This is a genomic window from Cupriavidus sp. 05N39 (genome assembly GCF_056397325.1).
This window is the reverse complement of record NZ_JBFTNE010000016.1, coordinates 63104-79545: the sequence shown is the minus strand read 5'-3', so window position 1 is coordinate 79545 and position 16442 is coordinate 63104. Positions and strand designations below refer to the sequence as shown.

The 16442-nt window shown below is 65.1% G+C and carries 15 protein-coding genes; 6 read left to right on the top strand and 9 right to left on the bottom strand.

Annotated features, from left to right (window positions below; all coding sequences use genetic code 11):
- Positions 1-26 precede the first annotated feature (26 nt).
- The 5 genes from AC1DN0_RS10570 to AC1DN0_RS10550 form a co-directional block, all read right to left on the bottom strand.
- The gene (locus tag AC1DN0_RS10570; protein WP_428178847.1) at positions 27-1256 is read right to left on the bottom strand and encodes an NAD(P)/FAD-dependent oxidoreductase; all 1230 of its coding nucleotides are present in this window, start codon (positions 1254-1256) and stop codon (positions 27-29) included.
- A complete protein-coding gene (gene nirD / locus AC1DN0_RS10565) occupies positions 1253-1624 on the bottom strand; it encodes a nitrite reductase small subunit NirD (protein WP_045236818.1) in 372 nt (123 codons plus the stop codon). The genes AC1DN0_RS10570 and nirD overlap by 4 nt, the downstream gene beginning before the upstream one ends.
- A 45-nt stretch (positions 1625-1669) precedes the next feature.
- Entirely contained in the window at positions 1670-4219 is a 2550-nt protein-coding gene (gene nirB, locus AC1DN0_RS10560; RefSeq protein ID WP_477145696.1) for a nitrite reductase large subunit NirB, read from the bottom strand.
- Between the two features lie 68 nt (positions 4220-4287).
- Entirely contained in the window at positions 4288-5607 is a 1320-nt protein-coding gene (locus AC1DN0_RS10555) for an MFS transporter (protein ID WP_276287139.1), read from the bottom strand.
- A 452-nt stretch (positions 5608-6059) separates the two neighbouring features.
- Positions 6060-6458 (bottom strand): VOC family protein, encoded by a 399-nt coding sequence (locus AC1DN0_RS10550; RefSeq protein ID WP_441629482.1) that lies wholly within the window; start codon positions 6456-6458, stop codon positions 6060-6062.
- A gap of 712 nt (positions 6459-7170) precedes the next feature.
- Here AC1DN0_RS10550 and AC1DN0_RS10545 point away from each other — a divergent pair.
- From AC1DN0_RS10545 to AC1DN0_RS10530, 4 genes are all read left to right on the top strand, one after another.
- The gene (locus AC1DN0_RS10545) at positions 7171-8277 is read left to right on the top strand and encodes a saccharopine dehydrogenase family protein (protein WP_441629481.1); all 1107 of its coding nucleotides are present in this window, start codon (positions 7171-7173) and stop codon (positions 8275-8277) included.
- A gap of 2 nt (positions 8278-8279) precedes the next feature.
- Positions 8280-8759 carry an SRPBCC family protein gene (locus AC1DN0_RS10540; RefSeq protein ID WP_441629480.1) on the top strand — a complete coding sequence of 160 codons (480 nt, stop codon included), beginning with the start codon at positions 8280-8282 and terminating at the stop codon, positions 8757-8759.
- 374 nt (positions 8760-9133) lie between these two features.
- A complete protein-coding gene (locus AC1DN0_RS10535) occupies positions 9134-10180 on the top strand; it encodes a DUF1254 domain-containing protein (protein WP_441629479.1) in 1047 nt (348 codons plus the stop codon).
- An 85-nt stretch (positions 10181-10265) separates the two neighbouring features.
- Positions 10266-10397 carry a hypothetical protein gene (locus tag AC1DN0_RS10530; RefSeq protein WP_441629478.1) on the top strand — a complete coding sequence of 44 codons (132 nt, stop codon included), beginning with the start codon at positions 10266-10268 and terminating at the stop codon, positions 10395-10397.
- A gap of 50 nt (positions 10398-10447) precedes the next feature.
- On the opposite strand, the gene AC1DN0_RS10525 is transcribed toward AC1DN0_RS10530, so the two are convergent.
- Entirely contained in the window at positions 10448-10951 is a 504-nt protein-coding gene (locus tag AC1DN0_RS10525; RefSeq protein ID WP_441629477.1) for a winged helix-turn-helix transcriptional regulator, read from the bottom strand.
- 88 nt (positions 10952-11039) lie between these two features.
- On the opposite strand from AC1DN0_RS10525, the gene AC1DN0_RS10520 reads away from it, so the two are divergent.
- On the top strand, positions 11040-11651 hold the full coding sequence (locus tag AC1DN0_RS10520; protein ID WP_441629476.1) for a GNAT family N-acetyltransferase: 612 nt from the start codon (positions 11040-11042) through the stop codon (positions 11649-11651).
- A gap of 1 nt (position 11652) precedes the next feature.
- Here the strand turns inward: AC1DN0_RS10520 and AC1DN0_RS10515 are convergent, their stop codons facing one another.
- Together AC1DN0_RS10515 and AC1DN0_RS10510 are read right to left on the bottom strand one after the other, a co-directional pair.
- Positions 11653-12537 (bottom strand): EamA family transporter, encoded by an 885-nt coding sequence (locus AC1DN0_RS10515; RefSeq protein ID WP_477102734.1) that lies wholly within the window; start codon positions 12535-12537, stop codon positions 11653-11655.
- Between the two features lie 151 nt (positions 12538-12688).
- Positions 12689-13264: an NAD(P)H-dependent oxidoreductase gene (locus AC1DN0_RS10510; RefSeq protein ID WP_441629474.1), complete on the bottom strand. Its 576-nt coding sequence runs from the start codon at positions 13262-13264 to the stop codon at positions 12689-12691.
- Between the two features lie 120 nt (positions 13265-13384).
- On the opposite strand from AC1DN0_RS10510, the gene AC1DN0_RS10505 reads away from it, so the two are divergent.
- Positions 13385-14281, top strand: a complete 897-nt coding sequence (locus tag AC1DN0_RS10505; protein WP_441629473.1) for a LysR substrate-binding domain-containing protein — start codon at positions 13385-13387, stop codon at positions 14279-14281.
- Between the two features lie 7 nt (positions 14282-14288).
- Here AC1DN0_RS10505 and AC1DN0_RS10500 read toward each other — a convergent pair whose 3' ends face one another.
- A complete protein-coding gene (locus tag AC1DN0_RS10500; protein WP_441629472.1) occupies positions 14289-16388 on the bottom strand; it encodes a TonB-dependent siderophore receptor in 2100 nt (699 codons plus the stop codon).
- Between the last annotated feature and the right edge of the window lie 54 nt (positions 16389-16442).

Below are 16442 nucleotides of genomic sequence, written 5' to 3'. Positions count from 1 at the left end.
GTTGAATCGTTCAAGCGTTAGATCGGTCAGGCTGCCATGGCCTCGCACTGCGCCTTGCCGAACAGCAGCCGCTGGCGCATGGCGCCCACCGGGGCGCCGCTCTGGATCAGGTCGAAGTACCAGGGGCCGTCCTGCACGTCGCCGTACAGTACCGCCCCGACCAGCCGCCCGCCTTGCAGCACCAGCCGCTTGTACATGCCGCGGCGCGGATCGCGCATGACGAGATCCTCGCTGCCTTCGCCGCCGATGAAGTCGCCGGCGGAGTAAAGATCCACGCCAGTCACTTTGAGCTTGGTGGCCGTGGCCTGCTGCACATAGCGGCGATGCCCGGCGCCGGCCAGGTGCGCGGCGGCCACGCGCGCCTGTTCCCAGATCGGCGCGACCAGCCCGAAGGTGGCCTGCCGGTGCTGCACGCATTCGCCCACGGCGTACACGCGCGGATCGAAGGTCTGCAAGGTGTCGTCCACCACGATGGCGCGCTCGCAGCGCAACCCGGCCTGCTGGGCCAGTTCGATATTGGGGCGTACGCCGGCGGTCATCACCACCAGGTCGGCGGGGATCCGGGTACCGTCTTTAAAGCATACGCCGGTCACGCGGTCTTCCCCAAGGATGCCGCTGGTATTGGCATTGAGCAGGAAGCGCAGGCCCTTGCGCTCCAGCGCCTGCTTGAGCAACGCGGCGGCGGGCTTGTCGAGCTGGCGCTCCATCAGGCTGTCGGCCACGTGCACTACGCTGACCTCCATGCCCTGGCGCATCAGGCCGTTGGCGGCTTCCAGGCCGAGCAGGCCCCCGCCGATCACCACGGCGTGGCGATGGTTGCGGGCCGCTGCCAGCATGGTTTCCACGTCCTGGATGTCGCGAAAGGCGATCACGCCATCAAGCTGGTGGCCCGGCACGGGGATGATGAACGGCTTGGAGCCGGTCGCCAGCAGCAGGCGGTCGTAACCCACTTCCCGCCCGGACTGCGAGCGCACCAGCCGGCGGCGGCGGTCGATCGCCACCACCGGATCGCCGGCCAGCAGTTCGATGCCGTTCTGCTTGTACCAGTCGCGGGTGTTGAGCATGATGTCCGCGACCGTCTTCTCGCCCGCCAGCACCGGCGAGAGCAGGATGCGGTTGTAATTGCCGTGCGGCTCGGCGCCGAACACGGTGATGTCATAGAGGTCGGGCGCGAGCTTGAGCAACTCCTCGACCGTACGCATGCCGGCCATGCCGTTGCCGACCACCACCAGGCGGGGTTTGGGGGGCGTGGTCATGCGGCCACCCAGACTTTGCCGTCATAGACGCGGGCCGGATACGCCGCGATGGAGTGCTCGGGCGCTTCCAGGCATTCGCCGGTCTGCAGGTCGAAGTGATGCTTGTAGATCGGCGACGCCACCACGATGCGCTCGCCCAGGCTGCCCACCAGGCCGCGCGACAGCACGGCGGCGTTGGAATTGGGATCGTAATTGGAGATGGCGAACACCTGGTCGCCGTTGCCGCCCTGATCGTCGCTGTGGCCGGGGCCGACCCGGAACACGGCGATCTGCGCCTTGTCCACCAGTGCGCACACGCCGGTATTGGGCACGATGTCGCGCAGGCTGCAAACGGCGGTCCAGGCTTCGGTATGGTGAGTGTGGCTCATGATGTCTTCCTTGGGCGTTGGCGCGAGATGTTGGGTCGGGACGGTTCAGGCTGCCTTGACGATCACGGGGATCTGCTCAAGCCGGGATTTATGCAAGTTCCGTTCCTCCGGCGTGGCCGGGCGGATCTGGCCGCGCTCTTCCATAAAGACCAGGTTGTCGTCGCGCAYGTCGCTGTTGACGAAGTGGCGGAATCGCTTGCGGGTTTCCGGGTTGGTCACGGCGGCCTTCCATTCGTCTTCGTAGGTGTCCACCACATGCTGCATCTGCGCTTCCAGTTCGGCGCCGATGCCCAGGCTGTCTTCCAGCACCACGGCCTTGAGGTAGTCCAGGCCGCCTTCGAGGTTGTCGCGCCACACGCTGGTGCGTTGCAGGCGGTCGGCGGTACGCACGTAGAACATCAGGAAGCGGTCCACGTAGCGCAGCAGGGTTTCGCGGTCCAGGTCGCTGGCCAGCAGTTCGGCGTGGCGGGGCTTCATGCCGCCGTTGCCGCACACGTACAGGTTCCAGCCGCGTTCCGTGGCGATGATGCCCACGTCCTTGCCCTGGGCTTCGGCGCACTCGCGGGTGCAGCCGGAAACACCAAACTTGATCTTGTGCGGCGCGCGCAGGCCCTTGTAGCGGTTTTCGATCTCGACGGCCAGGCCGACCGAGTCGTCCACGCCGTAACGGCACCAGGTGGAGCCCACGCACGATTTCACGGTGCGCAGGGACTTGCCGTAGGCATGGCCGGACTCGAAGCCGGCGGCGATCAGTTCTTCCCAGATCATCGGCAGCTCTTCCACGCGGGCGCCGAACATGTCGACCCGGGCGCCGCCCGTGATCTTGGTGTAGAGGCCGTACTTCTTGGCTACCTGGCCCACCGCGATCAGGCCGTCGGGCGTGACTTCGCCGCCCGGCATGCGCGGCACCACGGAGTAGGTGCCGTCCTTCTGGATATTGCCCAGGAAGTAATCGTTCGAGTCCTGCAGGCTGGCGTGCTCTTCCTTGAGCACGAACTCGTTCCAGCAGGAGGCGAGGATGCTCGCCACGGTCGGCTTGCAGACGTCGCAGCCCAGGCCCTTGCCATGCGCCGCCAGCAGATCGCCGAAGGTCTTGAAGCCGCCCACGCGGACCAGGTGGTAAAGCTCCTGGCGCGAGTAGGCGAAGTGTTCGCACAGGTGGTTGTTGACCGCCAGGCCTTGCTTCTTCATCTCGGCCTTCATCACCTGCGTGACCAGCGGTACGCAGCCGCCGCAGGTGCTGCCGGCCTTGGTGCAGCGCTTCAGCTCGCCGATGGTGGTGGCGCCATCGCAGACGGCAGCGCAGATATCACCCTTGGAAACGTTGTTGCACGAGCAGATCTGCGCGGACTCCGGCAACGCGTCGGCGCCCAGACCTGGCTTGGCCTGACCATCGGAGGACGGCAGGATCAGGAATTCCGGCGACTCGGGCAACTCGATCTTGTTAAGCATCATCTGCAGCAGGGTGCCGTATTCCTCGGCATCGCCCAYCAGCACGCCGCCSAGCAGGTACTTGCCGCAKTCGGAAACCACCAGCTTCTTGTAGACCTGCTTGCGCTCGTCGGTGAACTGGTAGGAACGGCTGCCGGGTGCGTTGCCGTGCGGATCGCCCAGGCTGGCCACGTCCACGCCCATCAGCTTGAGCTTGGTGCTCATGTCGGCGCCGGAGAACTCGGCCTGGTGGCCCAGCAGGTGCTTGGCGGCCACGCGGGCCATTTCATAGCCGGGGGCGACCAGACCGTAGATCTTGCCGTCCCACAGCGCGCATTCGCCGATGGCGTAAACGTCGGGGTCCGAGGTCAGGCACTGGTTGTCCACCGTGATGCCGCCGCGCTCGCCAATGGCCAGACCGCTGGCGCGGGCCAGTTCGTCGCGCGGGCGGATGCCGGCGGAGAACACGATCATGTCGGTGTCGAGGTGGCTGCCATCGGCAAAGTTCATGCGGTGGGTGCCGTCTTCGCCGTCGACGATTTCCACGGTGTTCTTGCGGGTGTGCGCGGTGACGCCGAGTTCTTCGATCTTCCGGCGCAGCATGGCGCCGCCGCCGTCGTCCACCTGTACCGCCATCAGGCGCGGGGCGAATTCCACCACATGGGTTTGCAGGCCCATGTCGCGCAGCGCCTTGGCGCATTCCAGGCCCAGCAGGCCGCCGCCGATGACCACCCCGGTCTTCGAGCGCGCACCGCACTCCTGCATGGCTTCCAGGTCTTCGATGGTGCGGTAGACGAAGCAATCCTTGCGGTCCTTGCCCGGCAGCGGCGGCACGAAGGGGTAGGAGCCGGTGGCGATGATCAGCTTGTCGTAGGACAGCGTCTCGCCGGTGGAAACCGTCACCGTCCTGGCGGCGCGGTCAATGCCGGTGGCGCGGGCGTTCAGGCGCAGCAGCATGTTGCTGCGCTCGAAGAAGCCGGCTTCCACCAGCGAGAGTTCCTCGGCGGACTTGCCGGCGAAGAATTCGGATAGATGCACGCGGTCATAGGCCGGGCGCGCTTCCTCGCACAGCACGGTGACTTCGATATCTTGCGAGCCTGCCTCGGCCAGGCATTCCAGGAATTTGTGGCCGACCATGCCGTGGCCGATGATGATCAGTTTCATGATGATTTCCTTGTTCTGTGAGGCCGCTGTGCTTGTACTTTTTAGGAGAATCGTTGCGTCGGTACGGCTCAGGAGCCGGAGCCGGCGAGGGCGTTGTCGAACAGCGCCTGCTCGCTGGCCTTGTGCTCGGCCGAGAAACGCACGGCGATGGCGCACAGGGCCGAGACGATGGCCACCGCGCCCAGCACGGTCAGCGTTTGCTGCAGGTTGCCCAGGCCTTTCATCAGGAAGCCGGCCGCCACCGCGCCCACATTGCCGCCGGCACCGATGATCCCGGCCACGCCGCCGAGCGCCTTGCGATCGATAAAGGGCACCAGCGCGTAGGTGGCGCCGCAGGCCATGTGGGTGAACAGGCCGAAGGCCAGCATGGCAACGATGGCCGCCGCGACGCTATGCGCCTGGGCGAACCACAGCAGGCCCAGGCCTTCGCCCAGGATCAGCGCGAACAGCAGCGTGGAGCGTGCGTCCAGGCCGCGGCGCAGCGCTGCCTTGTCCGACAGCCAGCCGCCAAGGGCGCGGGCGAACAGGGCGAGCAGGCCGAAGCTGGCGGCGGCCAGGCCGGCGCTGCTGAGCGACAGGCCGAAGCGATCCACGTAATAGGTGGCGGCCACGTTGTGGATGAAGATCTCCACGCCGAAGCAGGCGCCGTAGGTGATGAACAGCATCCACACACGGTAGTTGGCGGCAGCGGCGACAAAGCTGGCCCAGCCGCCTTTCTTGCCGCTGTCGATGGCGATGCCGCGAGCGCGCAGGTCCTTGAAGTCGCCTTGCGGGCAGTCTTGCGTGAAGCGCCAGTAGACCACCGCCATGATCAGCATCAGCACGCCCGGCACCAGCAACGCCAGGCGCCAGCCCATGGTGTGGCTCACGCCCAGCATCAGGACGCCGCCCAGCAGCAGCGGCATCAGCGCCTGCGCGGCGCCGCCGCCGGCATTGCCCCAGCCAGCCGCAGCCGCGTTTGCGGTGCCCACCACGTTGGGGGCGAACATGACGGAGGTGTGGTACTGCGTGATGACGAAGCTGGCACCCACCGCGCCGATCAGCAGGCGGAAGAACAGGAAGGCCTCGTAGCTCTGCGCCATCGCCACGCCCAGCACGGGAATCGCGCCCAGCGCGAGCAGGCCGGTATAGGCGCGGCGGGGGCCGAAGCGGTCGCACAGCGGGCCGATGGCCAGGCGCACGAGGATGGTCACCGCGACTGCGGCGATATTGATATTGGCAATCTGGTCGGGGGTCAGGCCGAACTCGCCCTTGAGGACGGGCATCAGCGGCGCGCAAGCGAACCACGCGAAGAAGCATACGAAGAACGCCATCCACGTCAGGTGGAAGGCACGCATCTGCGGGGTGCGCAGGCTTAGCAGTTCGATGCGGGTGGCTTTGCCGGTCATCATGGCTCCATAAAAACAAATGGCGTCCCGCGAGCCGGTCATAAGACCGGGTCAGGGGACGCCGTTGTCCTGGTGGCAGCGGTGAAGACCGCTGCTACCCTGTGTGGGGTGAGCGGGCCGCCGTTGGTCCGCTCGGGTCTTGTTACGCAAGCGGTGTGCCAGGGCGGTTTGTGATGGATGCAGGGGGTTTTGCGCTGCGAGGGCGCGTCAGGCGGGTACCGGATGCGCCGAGGTGGGGCGGGGCGGCACGGTCATGGTGCAGTGCAATGGGCGGGGCGGTGCGTGGGGATGGTGCAGGGGATGGGCGGCTTGAGGCCGTCCAGGCTCATTTCAGCGCTGGAGCAGGGCGATGCGGCCCCTGCGCGGTGCGCCAAATGATGTTCCAGTCGCCCGACGGTGTTTTACATCATGTGATGTTTGGCCCTCACTCCCCGCTTTTGCAGGCACCGCTGTCAATCCGAGGCCGAATGACACACCGCCTCCACGCGATTGCCCGCCGGATCGAAGAGAAATGCTGCGTAGTATTCGCTATGGTAGTCAGGCCGGAGGCCCGGATCGCCATCCGAACGTGCCCCGGCGGCGATGCCTGCCGCGAAGAATTCGTCCACTTGTCGGCGGGACGCGGCCTTGAAGCACCAGTGCCGCTTGTTTGCTTCGATCCTGCCCGGGTCCAGAGAGACCGCAACGCACGTCGATACCGTATCGCCGGACGTGCAGCGCTCGCCGTAGCCAAGCGCATCAGGGCGGTCATAGACCTTCCTTGCCCCCAACGCTCGCATGACCGAGTCGTAGAACGGACGCGCTGCGGCCAGGTCGGGCACGCCTATCGAAGCATGATCGAGAAGTTGCATTGATGTTTGCTCCAGTCAGTCCTCGGGCGGTTATTTTAGCCACCCCCCCGTGAATTGCTGGCAATCGTTTTTTGAGGCGTCGCCAGTCACGAATCCTCCTCGGTTATCCTGGTGCCCGTGAGCAGATCAGGAAGTTTCAATGCCGAGAATGGAGGCGTGCCATGCACCTCAATCCCGACCACTACTTGCAGACCGATGCTGGCCGGGGTTTACAGCCGAGCGCAACGCCGCGGCCTGGGAGCGGTTGTATATAGATTTGTCCACGGCGATCAAAGGCCGCCCGCGACGAATCGTCATGGTCTTTGGCGTGCAGGGGGCGGGAAAGTCTACGTGGACCAAAAAATGCCTCTCCGAGCCCGACGATACCGTCTACGTCGATTCAACATTCGCAACTGCTACCCGCCGCTCAGTGAACTGCCGCTGGATCGGACGGCTGCAACCGGCTGTGGATTCAACCGGCCGCTAACCTTTCATCTAGCGAAGGTGAGATAAACCGAACAATCCGCCGTTGGCTAGCTGGATTCGGTGCAAATGAAGTGCATCCTCATGGCCGGGCGTTGACTGACCATTTCCTGCCATTTGTTTCTCTATTGACAGAAATTACTGGCATAACTAACCTATCAGGCATGGACCTGACATCAATTGCCGAACGATGCATCCTCCATTGGAGGACGAAATGGGCTGACGCCGGGTAAGAGCCAGGAGCGACATCATGCGGGTCGTTGTATTAGGTGGGCTAGGCAACTTTGGCGCGCGAATCTGCAGAAGCCTGTCAGAAGACGAAAGTCATGAGATTATTGCTGCCGGACGGCATGCCACCCAATCCGCAAGCACGATCACAGTGAACTGTGCGTCTGTCCGTACCGCGCAAATCGACATCCAGGCCGACGACTTTCCGGACAAGCTTGCGAAGCTGCAACCAGAGCTCGTGATACATTGCGCCGGACCGTTCCAGGGGCAGGACTACCGCGTTGCCGAATCGGCTTGTGCCGTCGGCGCGCATTATGTGGACCTCTCCGACGGCAGGCGTTTCGTCGCGAACTTCGCACAATGCCTTGATACCAGAGCGCGCGCAGCAGAAGTCTGTGCGATTAGCGGTGCCAGCAGCGTGCCTGCCCTGTCCTCCGCGGTCACAGACATGCTTGCCGCGCGCTACTCCCGCGTCGACAGCATCAGCATGGCAATCGCGCCAGGTCAGCAGGCGCCCAGGGGCACGGCGACGCTCAAGGCCGTCTTCAGCTATGCTGGCTCGCCGATCGGTCGCCTGAAGGAAGGCGTTTGGCAAGCCGCGCACGGCTGGCAAGACCTACGCGTGCTCAGATTTCCCGGACTGGGAACCCGTTGGGCGGCGGCATGCGATGTCCCGGACCTCGAACTGTTCCCGCTACGCTACCCCAGTGTCCGCACTGTGGAGTTTCACGCCGCGCTTGAGCTGCGAATCCAGCATATGGCGTTGTGGCTGGCGGCTGCAATGCGCAGGCGCGGGATGCGGATTCCACTGGAGCGGAGTGCGCCCTGGCTCAATCGGGTTTCCATCAGCCTCCTTGATCGATTCGGCAGCGAAAACGGCGGCATGCTGGTAAGGGTCACCGGAACCCGCCTCGATGGCACCGCGGGCGAGTCTGAGTGGCATTTGTGCGCGCCGGACAGAAGCGGTCCGGAAATACCCTGCATGGCAGCTATCCTTGTCGCGCGAAAAATCCTTGCAGGGAAACTCACTGCGCGCGGTGCCTTCGCTTGCACCGGGTTTCTTCACCTCTCGGAATTTGGACCGCTGTTTCAGCGGTGGGGAATCCGAACGACAATCGAGGAGTCCTGAAAATGGCTCAGCGTCGCATGGTGCTGACGATGCCGGCATCGGCCGCCGCAGCATTCGAGGCTTTTCACAATCACGAGAAGCGGCTGTTATGGGACACCTTGTTGTCGGTGGCATATGTGGAAGGCGGAGGCACCCATCCCTACGTCGGAGCGGTAACGACGAACCTTGGCTGCGGCTGGAAGAGACTCCTTGGAATGCGAACGCGATTTGTCAGCTATGCTCCGCCCAGCATTGCAGCAGCGGTCATCGTTGCTCCCACTGGTCCTTTCGCGTTTTGGGCTGCGTCGATGCGGCACCGCGATCTTGCGGATGGCATGTCGGAGCTCACTTACACATTCAATATCAGGCTACGGCCTCAATTTCTTGGTCGGGTTCTGGATCCTGTCGCCGCGCGGATATTCGAACTGGAAACGCGCCGTCGTTTTGCGGCAATGGCTAGTTACTTGCGGCGACAACGCAAACCAGATGACGGAGCATGTTGAGCGAAGCAAATTCGACTGTGCAGATGGCCGCAGGTTGGACTTTCTTTGTTCGGGCCAGCATTCCGCTGCCTGCAAGAAAATCTAATTCGGTCCGCGAAAACGCTGACTACGGGCGACTTCGTCTTCCGGTACGCTCATGGATGATTGCCAGTTCGCTCCGCCGACAGCGGCGCGAGTCCACTTGGTCGGCATACCTATGGGGTATCCACCGAAGATGGGGCTTCTTCTGTGAGGTCTTGCGGCACGGAGACGGCAGCCAGGAAGCGCTTCAGGACGACAATTGAAGCGGGTCGATTGATGAGGCGTGACCAGGTTCGATAGTGGCGCTGCCGTTAAGTAAATGTACGATCGCGAACAAACGAATGGAATCTTTCATGAGAGCAACACTAACCTCCGCCTGCGCCATATGCGCCACCCTCGCCACGCTTGGCACCGCGCAATCGCAGCCTGCGGCGACGCACCCCGGTGGCGCCCCTGTTCCCGTTACGGTCGACAACTTCATCCGTGCGGAGACCGATATGTATGTCGGGGGACTTGCCAGGCAGGGCGGTGTGGGCAAGCTGCTTCATCGCCGGGAGCCTGCGTCGATCGACCATCAGACGGTGATCCGCCTCAATCGCGACACCCTCTATTCGTCCGGCGTCTTTGACCTTGACGCCGGCCCTGTGACCATCACCCTGCCGGACCCGGGCAAGCGCTTCATGTCCATGCAGGTCATCAATGAGGACCACTACGTGCCGAACGTGTTTTACGGCGCGGGCACCCATACCCTGACTCGCGAGAACGTCGGCACGCGCTACGTGGTCACCGCGATCCGCACACTCGTCGACCCCAGCAGCCCGAACGACATCAAGCAAGTCCACGCCCTGCAGGACGCTATCAAGGTCAGCCAGAAAGCGCCTGGCAAGCTCGAAACGCCCAACTGGGATCCGGTCAGCCAGAAGAAAGTCCGCGATGCCCTCCTGGTACTGTCTTCGACGATGCCGGACTTCAAGAAGGCGTTCGGCACGAAGGAGGAGGTCGATCCGGTACGGCGCCTGATCGGCACAGCGGCAGCCTGGGGCGGCAATCCCGACAAGGACGCCACCTATCTCAACATCACCCCCGCCAGGAATGACGGCGGGACCGTCTATCAGCTCAATGTCAAGGATGTCCCAGTGGATGCGTTCTGGTCAGTGAGCGTCTACAACGCCGAGGGCTACTTCCAGAAGAATCCCGCCAGCGCCTATACGATCAACAACCTCACGGCGAAGAAAGGCAGCGATGGTTCGATCCCGATCCAGTTCGGCGGCTGCGACACGCAGGTGCCCAACTGCGTGCCGATTGTCGCTGGCTGGAACTACACGGTGCGCCTGTACCGGCCTCGCGCGGAGATTCTCTCGGGTGCCTGGACCTTCCCCGAGCCCCGGCCGGTCAACTGAGCTGGCAGCTTGACTATCGGCTCTACCGAAGGCGACAGCGGCTCGTCGACCTGGGCAGCCGCTTGATCCGTGCAGCTAAAGCGGAATGAATCGAATCGGCGATGTCTTTGACCGGTTTTGCGAGCAGACCGGGATTCAGTGGTACTACGCGAACATCTACAGGAATCTCGACAATCCCGAGGACGAAACGCTGTTGGACTGGTGGCTGAAGGATTGACGGCCGGCGCTGCTGACCGGGCCGCTTTCCCCCGCGCCCGGTGCCAAGGCCTATGCCCGCGCTGCTGGCGTTTCCAGGGATTTGACGTCAGCCGCAGACTCTGCCTGCCGGCTGGCGCGCGAAATCTCGATATCGTTGGGCCGCACCAGCTGGTCCGCGTCATCCACCAGCGCGGCACGCACCTGACGCCGCTCCGGGCGGGTGTGCAACTCCACCGGCCCCTTGCCGCTGGCGGCCATGTGACGATCGCCCCACTGCATCAGTCCAATGATCACCGGCAGCAACTCCACCGCAGCGCGCGTGGGCCGGTATTCAAATCGTTCGCGCTCGCCGGGTTCCCGATAGCTCACCTTGCGCAGGATGCCTGCCTCGGTCAGCGTCTTAAGCCTTGCGGACAGCACGGCGGGGGAGCATTGCAGGCGCTCCAGGAATTCGTCGAAGCGCCGGACGCCGTGGAAGACGTCGCGCAAGATCAGGATCGTCCACTTCTCTCCAATCAGCGAAAGGGTCGCGGCAATCGAGCAGTTGCGGAGTTCTTGGGCAGTGAGATCCATGGATTCAGCATAGCAGGCTAACTTCATTTGCAATAGTCAGGGTATTGCCTATACTCCTGGCTATGAAATATGAAGTTAGGAGCCGTACATGCAACCCATCCACCACCTCAGCCTGGCCGGCCAAGCCCGCCCGTCYGTGAGCGGCCCGCACGCAGCGTGCCCGGAATGCGCGGAAACCTGGCTGCTGAGCGGCGGTGAACGGGTGGTGGTTCGCGCGGTGCGCGCAGGCGATGCGGAGCGGGAGCGGGCCTTTGTCCAGGCCTTGTCGCGCGAGAGCAGGTACTACCGCTTCCTGACCGGCGGACGCGTGTCGGACGAGGTGATCGACCTGTTCCTCGACAATGAAGCCGGCCTGGCGCTGGTGGTCACGGCGGAAGCGGACGGGGTGCCGGTGATCGTCGCCAATGGCAACTACGTGGTGACGGGTGACGCGGTTGGCGAGTTCGCCGTGGCGGTGGCCGACGACTGGCAGGGCAAGGGCATCGGCCGCCGGCTGATCCAGCGCCTGCGGGATGCCGCCATTGGCGCCGGGCTGCGCCTGCTGCGCGGCGACGTGCTGAGCGAAAACCGCCGCATGCTGGCGCTGATGCGCGAGTTCGGTTTCTCCGCCCGGCGCAATCCGGAGGACGTCCTGCTCTATGAGGTGCGCCTGGCGCTAAGCGGGCAGGCTGTCGGCGAGCCGCGGGCGGCGGTGGCCTGATCTAGGCCTCGGCGGTGGCGCGCTTGCGCGAGCCCGCCGTCAGTGTGCAGCCGATCGAAGCTGTGATGATGCTGGCAATGGCCAGCCATTGCTGCGCGTTCAAGGTCTCATGCAGGAACGCCAGCCCGGCGAGCGCGCCCATGGCCGGTTCCATGCTGAGCAGGATGCCGAAAGTCCGGCGCGGCAACCGCTTGAGCGCCACCATCTCCAGCGAATAGGGGATGGCGCTGGAGAGCAGGCCCACGGCCAGTCCGGCCAGCAGCAGCGAGGGGCTGAACATGGCGGTGCCGGCATGCGCCAGCCCGAAGGGCAGCACCACCAGCGATGCCATGGTCAGCCCCAGCGAAGTGGCCTGCCCGCCGTGCGCGTTGCCGGCCATCTGCCCGAAGATGATGTACAGCGCCCAGCCCACGCCCGCTGCCAGCGCGTAGCCAATGCCGACGGGGTCCAGGTTGGCCACGTTCTGCCCGAGCGGCAACAGCAGCAGCAGGCCCGCCACGGCGAAGGCGATCCAGAGGAAGTCGATGGCCCGCCGCGACGACGATACCGCGACCGCCAGCGGCCCGGTGAACTCGATGGCGATCGCCAGCCCGAGCGGGACGGTGCGCAGCGACATATAGAACAGCAGGTTGGTGGCGCCCAGCGCGGCGCCGTATAGCGCGATCACGCGCGCATTGGCCAGGCTCAGCGGCATTCGCCAGGGCCGCCACACGCACAGCAGGATCAACGCCGAAAAGCTGACCCGCAGCGCCGTGGTGCCCTGCGCGCCCACGGCGGTGAACAGGCTCTTGGCAAACGACGTGCCGATGCAAAGCGAAGCCATCGACCCGATCAGCGCCAGCACGGCGATCAGGGTGGCACTCTGTTTCAGGCGGTTCAGCGGCAATTGCGACTCTCAGGCGTTCAAGCGTGCCAACGAGCGGGCGGGCGAGGGCGATCCCTGCCGCCGGCCCGCGTCGTTGGGGTTGGGGGGAATGGCCGCCCGTACGCTACGGCGGGCGGCGAGCCCGCATCTTGAACGATCTTGGGCCCGCTGGCTAGGCGGCTCTGCACCGGGACGGGGCATCCGTCCCGCACCCGAAATCCCACTGCTCCAATCGTGCCGCGTAGCGTTCGCCCGCGGCCGCCAGCGCATCGCTGCCCAGCTTGCCGGCCTCGAACAGCAGGAAGGGCTCCGTCCACGGCAGGCCGCAGCGATGCGCGGTTGCCTGCAAGGGACGCAACAGTTCCGCAAGCGGGAAGAGGTTCACGCCGGCAGGCGTATAAGCGTGCGGCACATTGCCGGCGGTAGCCGCCACCAGCAGGGGCTTGCCTTCGAGCGCGCGGCCTTCGGTGTCGTAGGCGAGATAGAACATGCGGGTCAGCACGGCATCCTGCCAGGCCTTGAGCAGCGAGGGCGTGGCGTACCACTGGACCGGGAACTGGAACACGATGCGGTCCGCGTTGCGCAGCCGGCGCACCTCGGCGTCCACGTCGATGGCGCCGTCCGGGTAGCAGGCGTAGAGGTCGGCGATTTCCACGCCGGGGACCGTGGCGGCGGCAGCGCATAAGGCGCGATTGGCCTTGGAATGGGCAAAGCGGGGGTGGAACAGGAGAATCAGGGTCTTGGGCATGGTTGGCTCCGGTTGGTCCTGCCGTGGCGATGCAGTGGCGATGCAGTGGCCATGCCGCAAGAATGGCGCCCGGAGTGAAATTACTCCAATGGATAGTTTGTATGTTTTATTATCCGTTTCATGAATTTACGCGCGATCGATCTCAACCTGCTGACGGTGCTGGATGCGTTGCTCGACGAGGCTCACGTCTCGCGGGCCGCCCAGCGCGTTGGCCTGTCCCAGCCAGCTGCCTCCAGCGCATTGGAGCGTTGCCGCCACCTGTTCAAGGACCGTTTGCTGGAGCGTGCTCCCGGCGGCATGCAACTGACGCCCAGGGCGCAGGCCTTGCGGGCGCCGCTGAAGCAGGCGCTGGCGTCGGTGGCCGCGGTGATCGGCGCGCCGGAGGTGGATCTGGCGAGCTTGTCGCAGACCGTGCGCGTGCGCATGGCGGACCATCCCGCCGTGCTGGTGGCGAGGCAGTTGCATCGTCAGCTGGCCGCGAGCGCGCCGGGCCTGAACCTGGTGCTCCAGCCCTGGCAGGGCGCGGACGCCGCGCTTGAATCCCTGGCGCGGGGCGACAGCGACCTGGCCGTATCGGTGTTTCCCGCGCCGGGCACGGATTTCCGGTGTCGCCCGTTATTGCGCGAGCACTATGTGGTAGCCATGCGCGCCGGCCATCCGGCCGCCGCCGGCTTCAGCCTGGCTCGCTGGCTGGACTTTCCGCACGTGCTGGTATCCGGCCGTGGCGAGAGCCGCACGCCGCTGGACGATGCGCTGGCCGCGCTGGGCCTGTCGCGGCGCGTCGGCATGGTGGTGCCGAGTTTCATGATGGTGCCGCCGCTGCTGGCGGATTCCGACCTGATCGCCATGCTGCCCAGCCGCTGCCTGCCGGCGGGTCCCGCACAAGCGCTGGCAACCTTCGCGCCGCCTGTGGCGGTGGAGGGGTTTGCCCTCCACCTGGCCTGGCATATCCGCCGCGACGACGATGTGGCCGTGCGGCATGTGGCGGTCCTGATCGAAAACCTGCTGGCGGCGTAGCGCTCGCTTAGTAGTTGAGCCCGATGTTGAGCATGACCGTGCGGGGATTGCCCACCGGCAGCACATTGTTGTTGAGACCGCCGGCGTAGTACGCCTTGTCGAATACGTTCTTGACGTTGAGCGCGGCCTTCCAGTGCGATGCCGCGTAGCCCACGGCAAGGTCCGCCACCGCATAGCCGGGCACCGTGTAGTTGAAGCTGTAGCCGCGCTTGGCGCTCTCGGCGCGCATGCCGGCGCCGGCATACCAGCCCGCCAGCGCCCCGCGGAAATGCTTGGTGCCCCACAGGGAAACGCTATGCCGCGGCACATTGTTGAGCGGTTGGCCCACATTGGCCGCGACCGTGTCTTCCGTCACCTCGCTGGCGATATAGGCATAGGCGCCGGCCAGGCTCCAGCCGCCGCCGAGATCGGCGGTCAGCTCGGCCTCCAGCCCGCGCGTGCGCTGCCCGCCCGTGGCAATGCTGAAGCCGGTGTTGACCGGGTCGGAGCTCAGTACGTTGCGCCGTGTCAGGTCGAATGCCGCCAGCGTCAGCAGTCCGCTCTTGTTGGGCAGGTCGAACTTGATGCCAAGCTCGGCCTGCCGGCCGGTCTCGGGCTTGAAGGTGCCGCCGTTGACGTCGGTGCCGCTGTTCGGCAGGAAGGAGGTGGCGTAGCTGATATAGGGGCGCGCCCAGGTGGTCAGGTCGAACATCAGGCCAGCGTTGCCGGTGACAGCGCGCGCGGTGTCTTCCGTGCGTGCGCCGAGCAGGCGGTCGGTACTGCCGGTGCGGGCCGTGTCGTGGCGCAGGCCGGCCGTCAGCAGCCAGCGCCCGGCAAACCGCATCTGGTCGCGCACGTAGAATCCGAGCGCGCTGACGTTGTCTTCAGCGCTCAGGCTATAGGCGCTGGGGCAATTGACGGCCGCGCCATAGACCGGCCGGTAGACGTTCAGCGCCGCGACCTTGCAGGTGCGCTGCAGTCGGCTCTCGGTGCTGCGGTTGTAGTCCACGCCCAGCGTGATCTCGTGTTGCGTGCCGGTCAGGTCGAAGCGCCGCTGCAGGTTGGTATCCACGCCGATGGTGGTGCCGGAGAAGTCCTGCTGCGTGCCGCTGCGGTTCAGCAACTGGCTGTTGACAGCCATGGTCCCGGCCGAGACCAGCGTGCCGGTCAGCGACAGCGTCTGCCAGCGGAAATTCTGGTTCAGCGTCCAGCCGGAATCGAAGCGGTGGGTCAGCGCATAGCCCAGCCGGTTCTGTTCACCGTCGTACGGGGCCAGTCCGGGCTCGCCGATAAAGCGGCTGTTGGGCAGGGTGCCGTTGCGGTTGGCGGTCAGCGTGCCGTTCACGGGCAAGCCTTGCTGGCGCACGTATTGCCGCTCGTTATGGCTCGCCAGCAGGGTCAGGTCGGTGCGCGCGCCAAGGTCCAGCGACAGCGACGGCGCGATATAGCGGTTGCGGTAGTACACGTAGTCGGTCGGGTCGTCGCTGTTCATCGCCAGGGCGTTTACGCGCAGCGCGGCCTTGCCGTTTTCCGACAAGGGCGTGCCGACGTCCGCCGTGACCTGGCGCAGGCCGTAGTTGCCGACCGTGAGCCCCAGTTCGCCGAACAGTTCGGGCCTGGGGCGCTTGCTGACGATGTTGACCATGCCGCCCGGCTGCACCTTGCCGAACAGCACCGAGGCAGGGCCTTTCAGCACTTCCACGCGCTCGGCGCCAAACAGTTCCTGCGCCACGCGGTTGTTGCTCTCGACCAGCAGGCCATCGACGAACACGGATTCCGACGCGCGCTGGCCACGGATGATGAAGTCGTCCCAGCCGCGCCGGCCGTAGACGTTGGTGACCACGCCGGCGGAATTGCCCAGTGCGTCGCCCAGGGTTTGCGCCTGCTGGCTGTCCATCAGGTCGCGCGTGATGATGGTGATCGATTGCGCGCTGTCTGCCGCCGAGGTGCCGGACTTCGTCACGCTCGCCGCCCTGCGCGTGGCAAAACCGGTATCGGTGCGCGGATCTTCGGCGGCGCTGACGGTGACGGATGGCAAGGTGGGCACGGCGTCCGTGGCGGTCTGCGCCATGGCGGGGGAGAGCAGGCAACCCAGGGTAACGGGGGCAATCAGTTGGCGAGAGAGCATCGTACTGCGGGAGTGGCTAAAGCGGCGAATTGTAAATGATAATGATTATCGTTT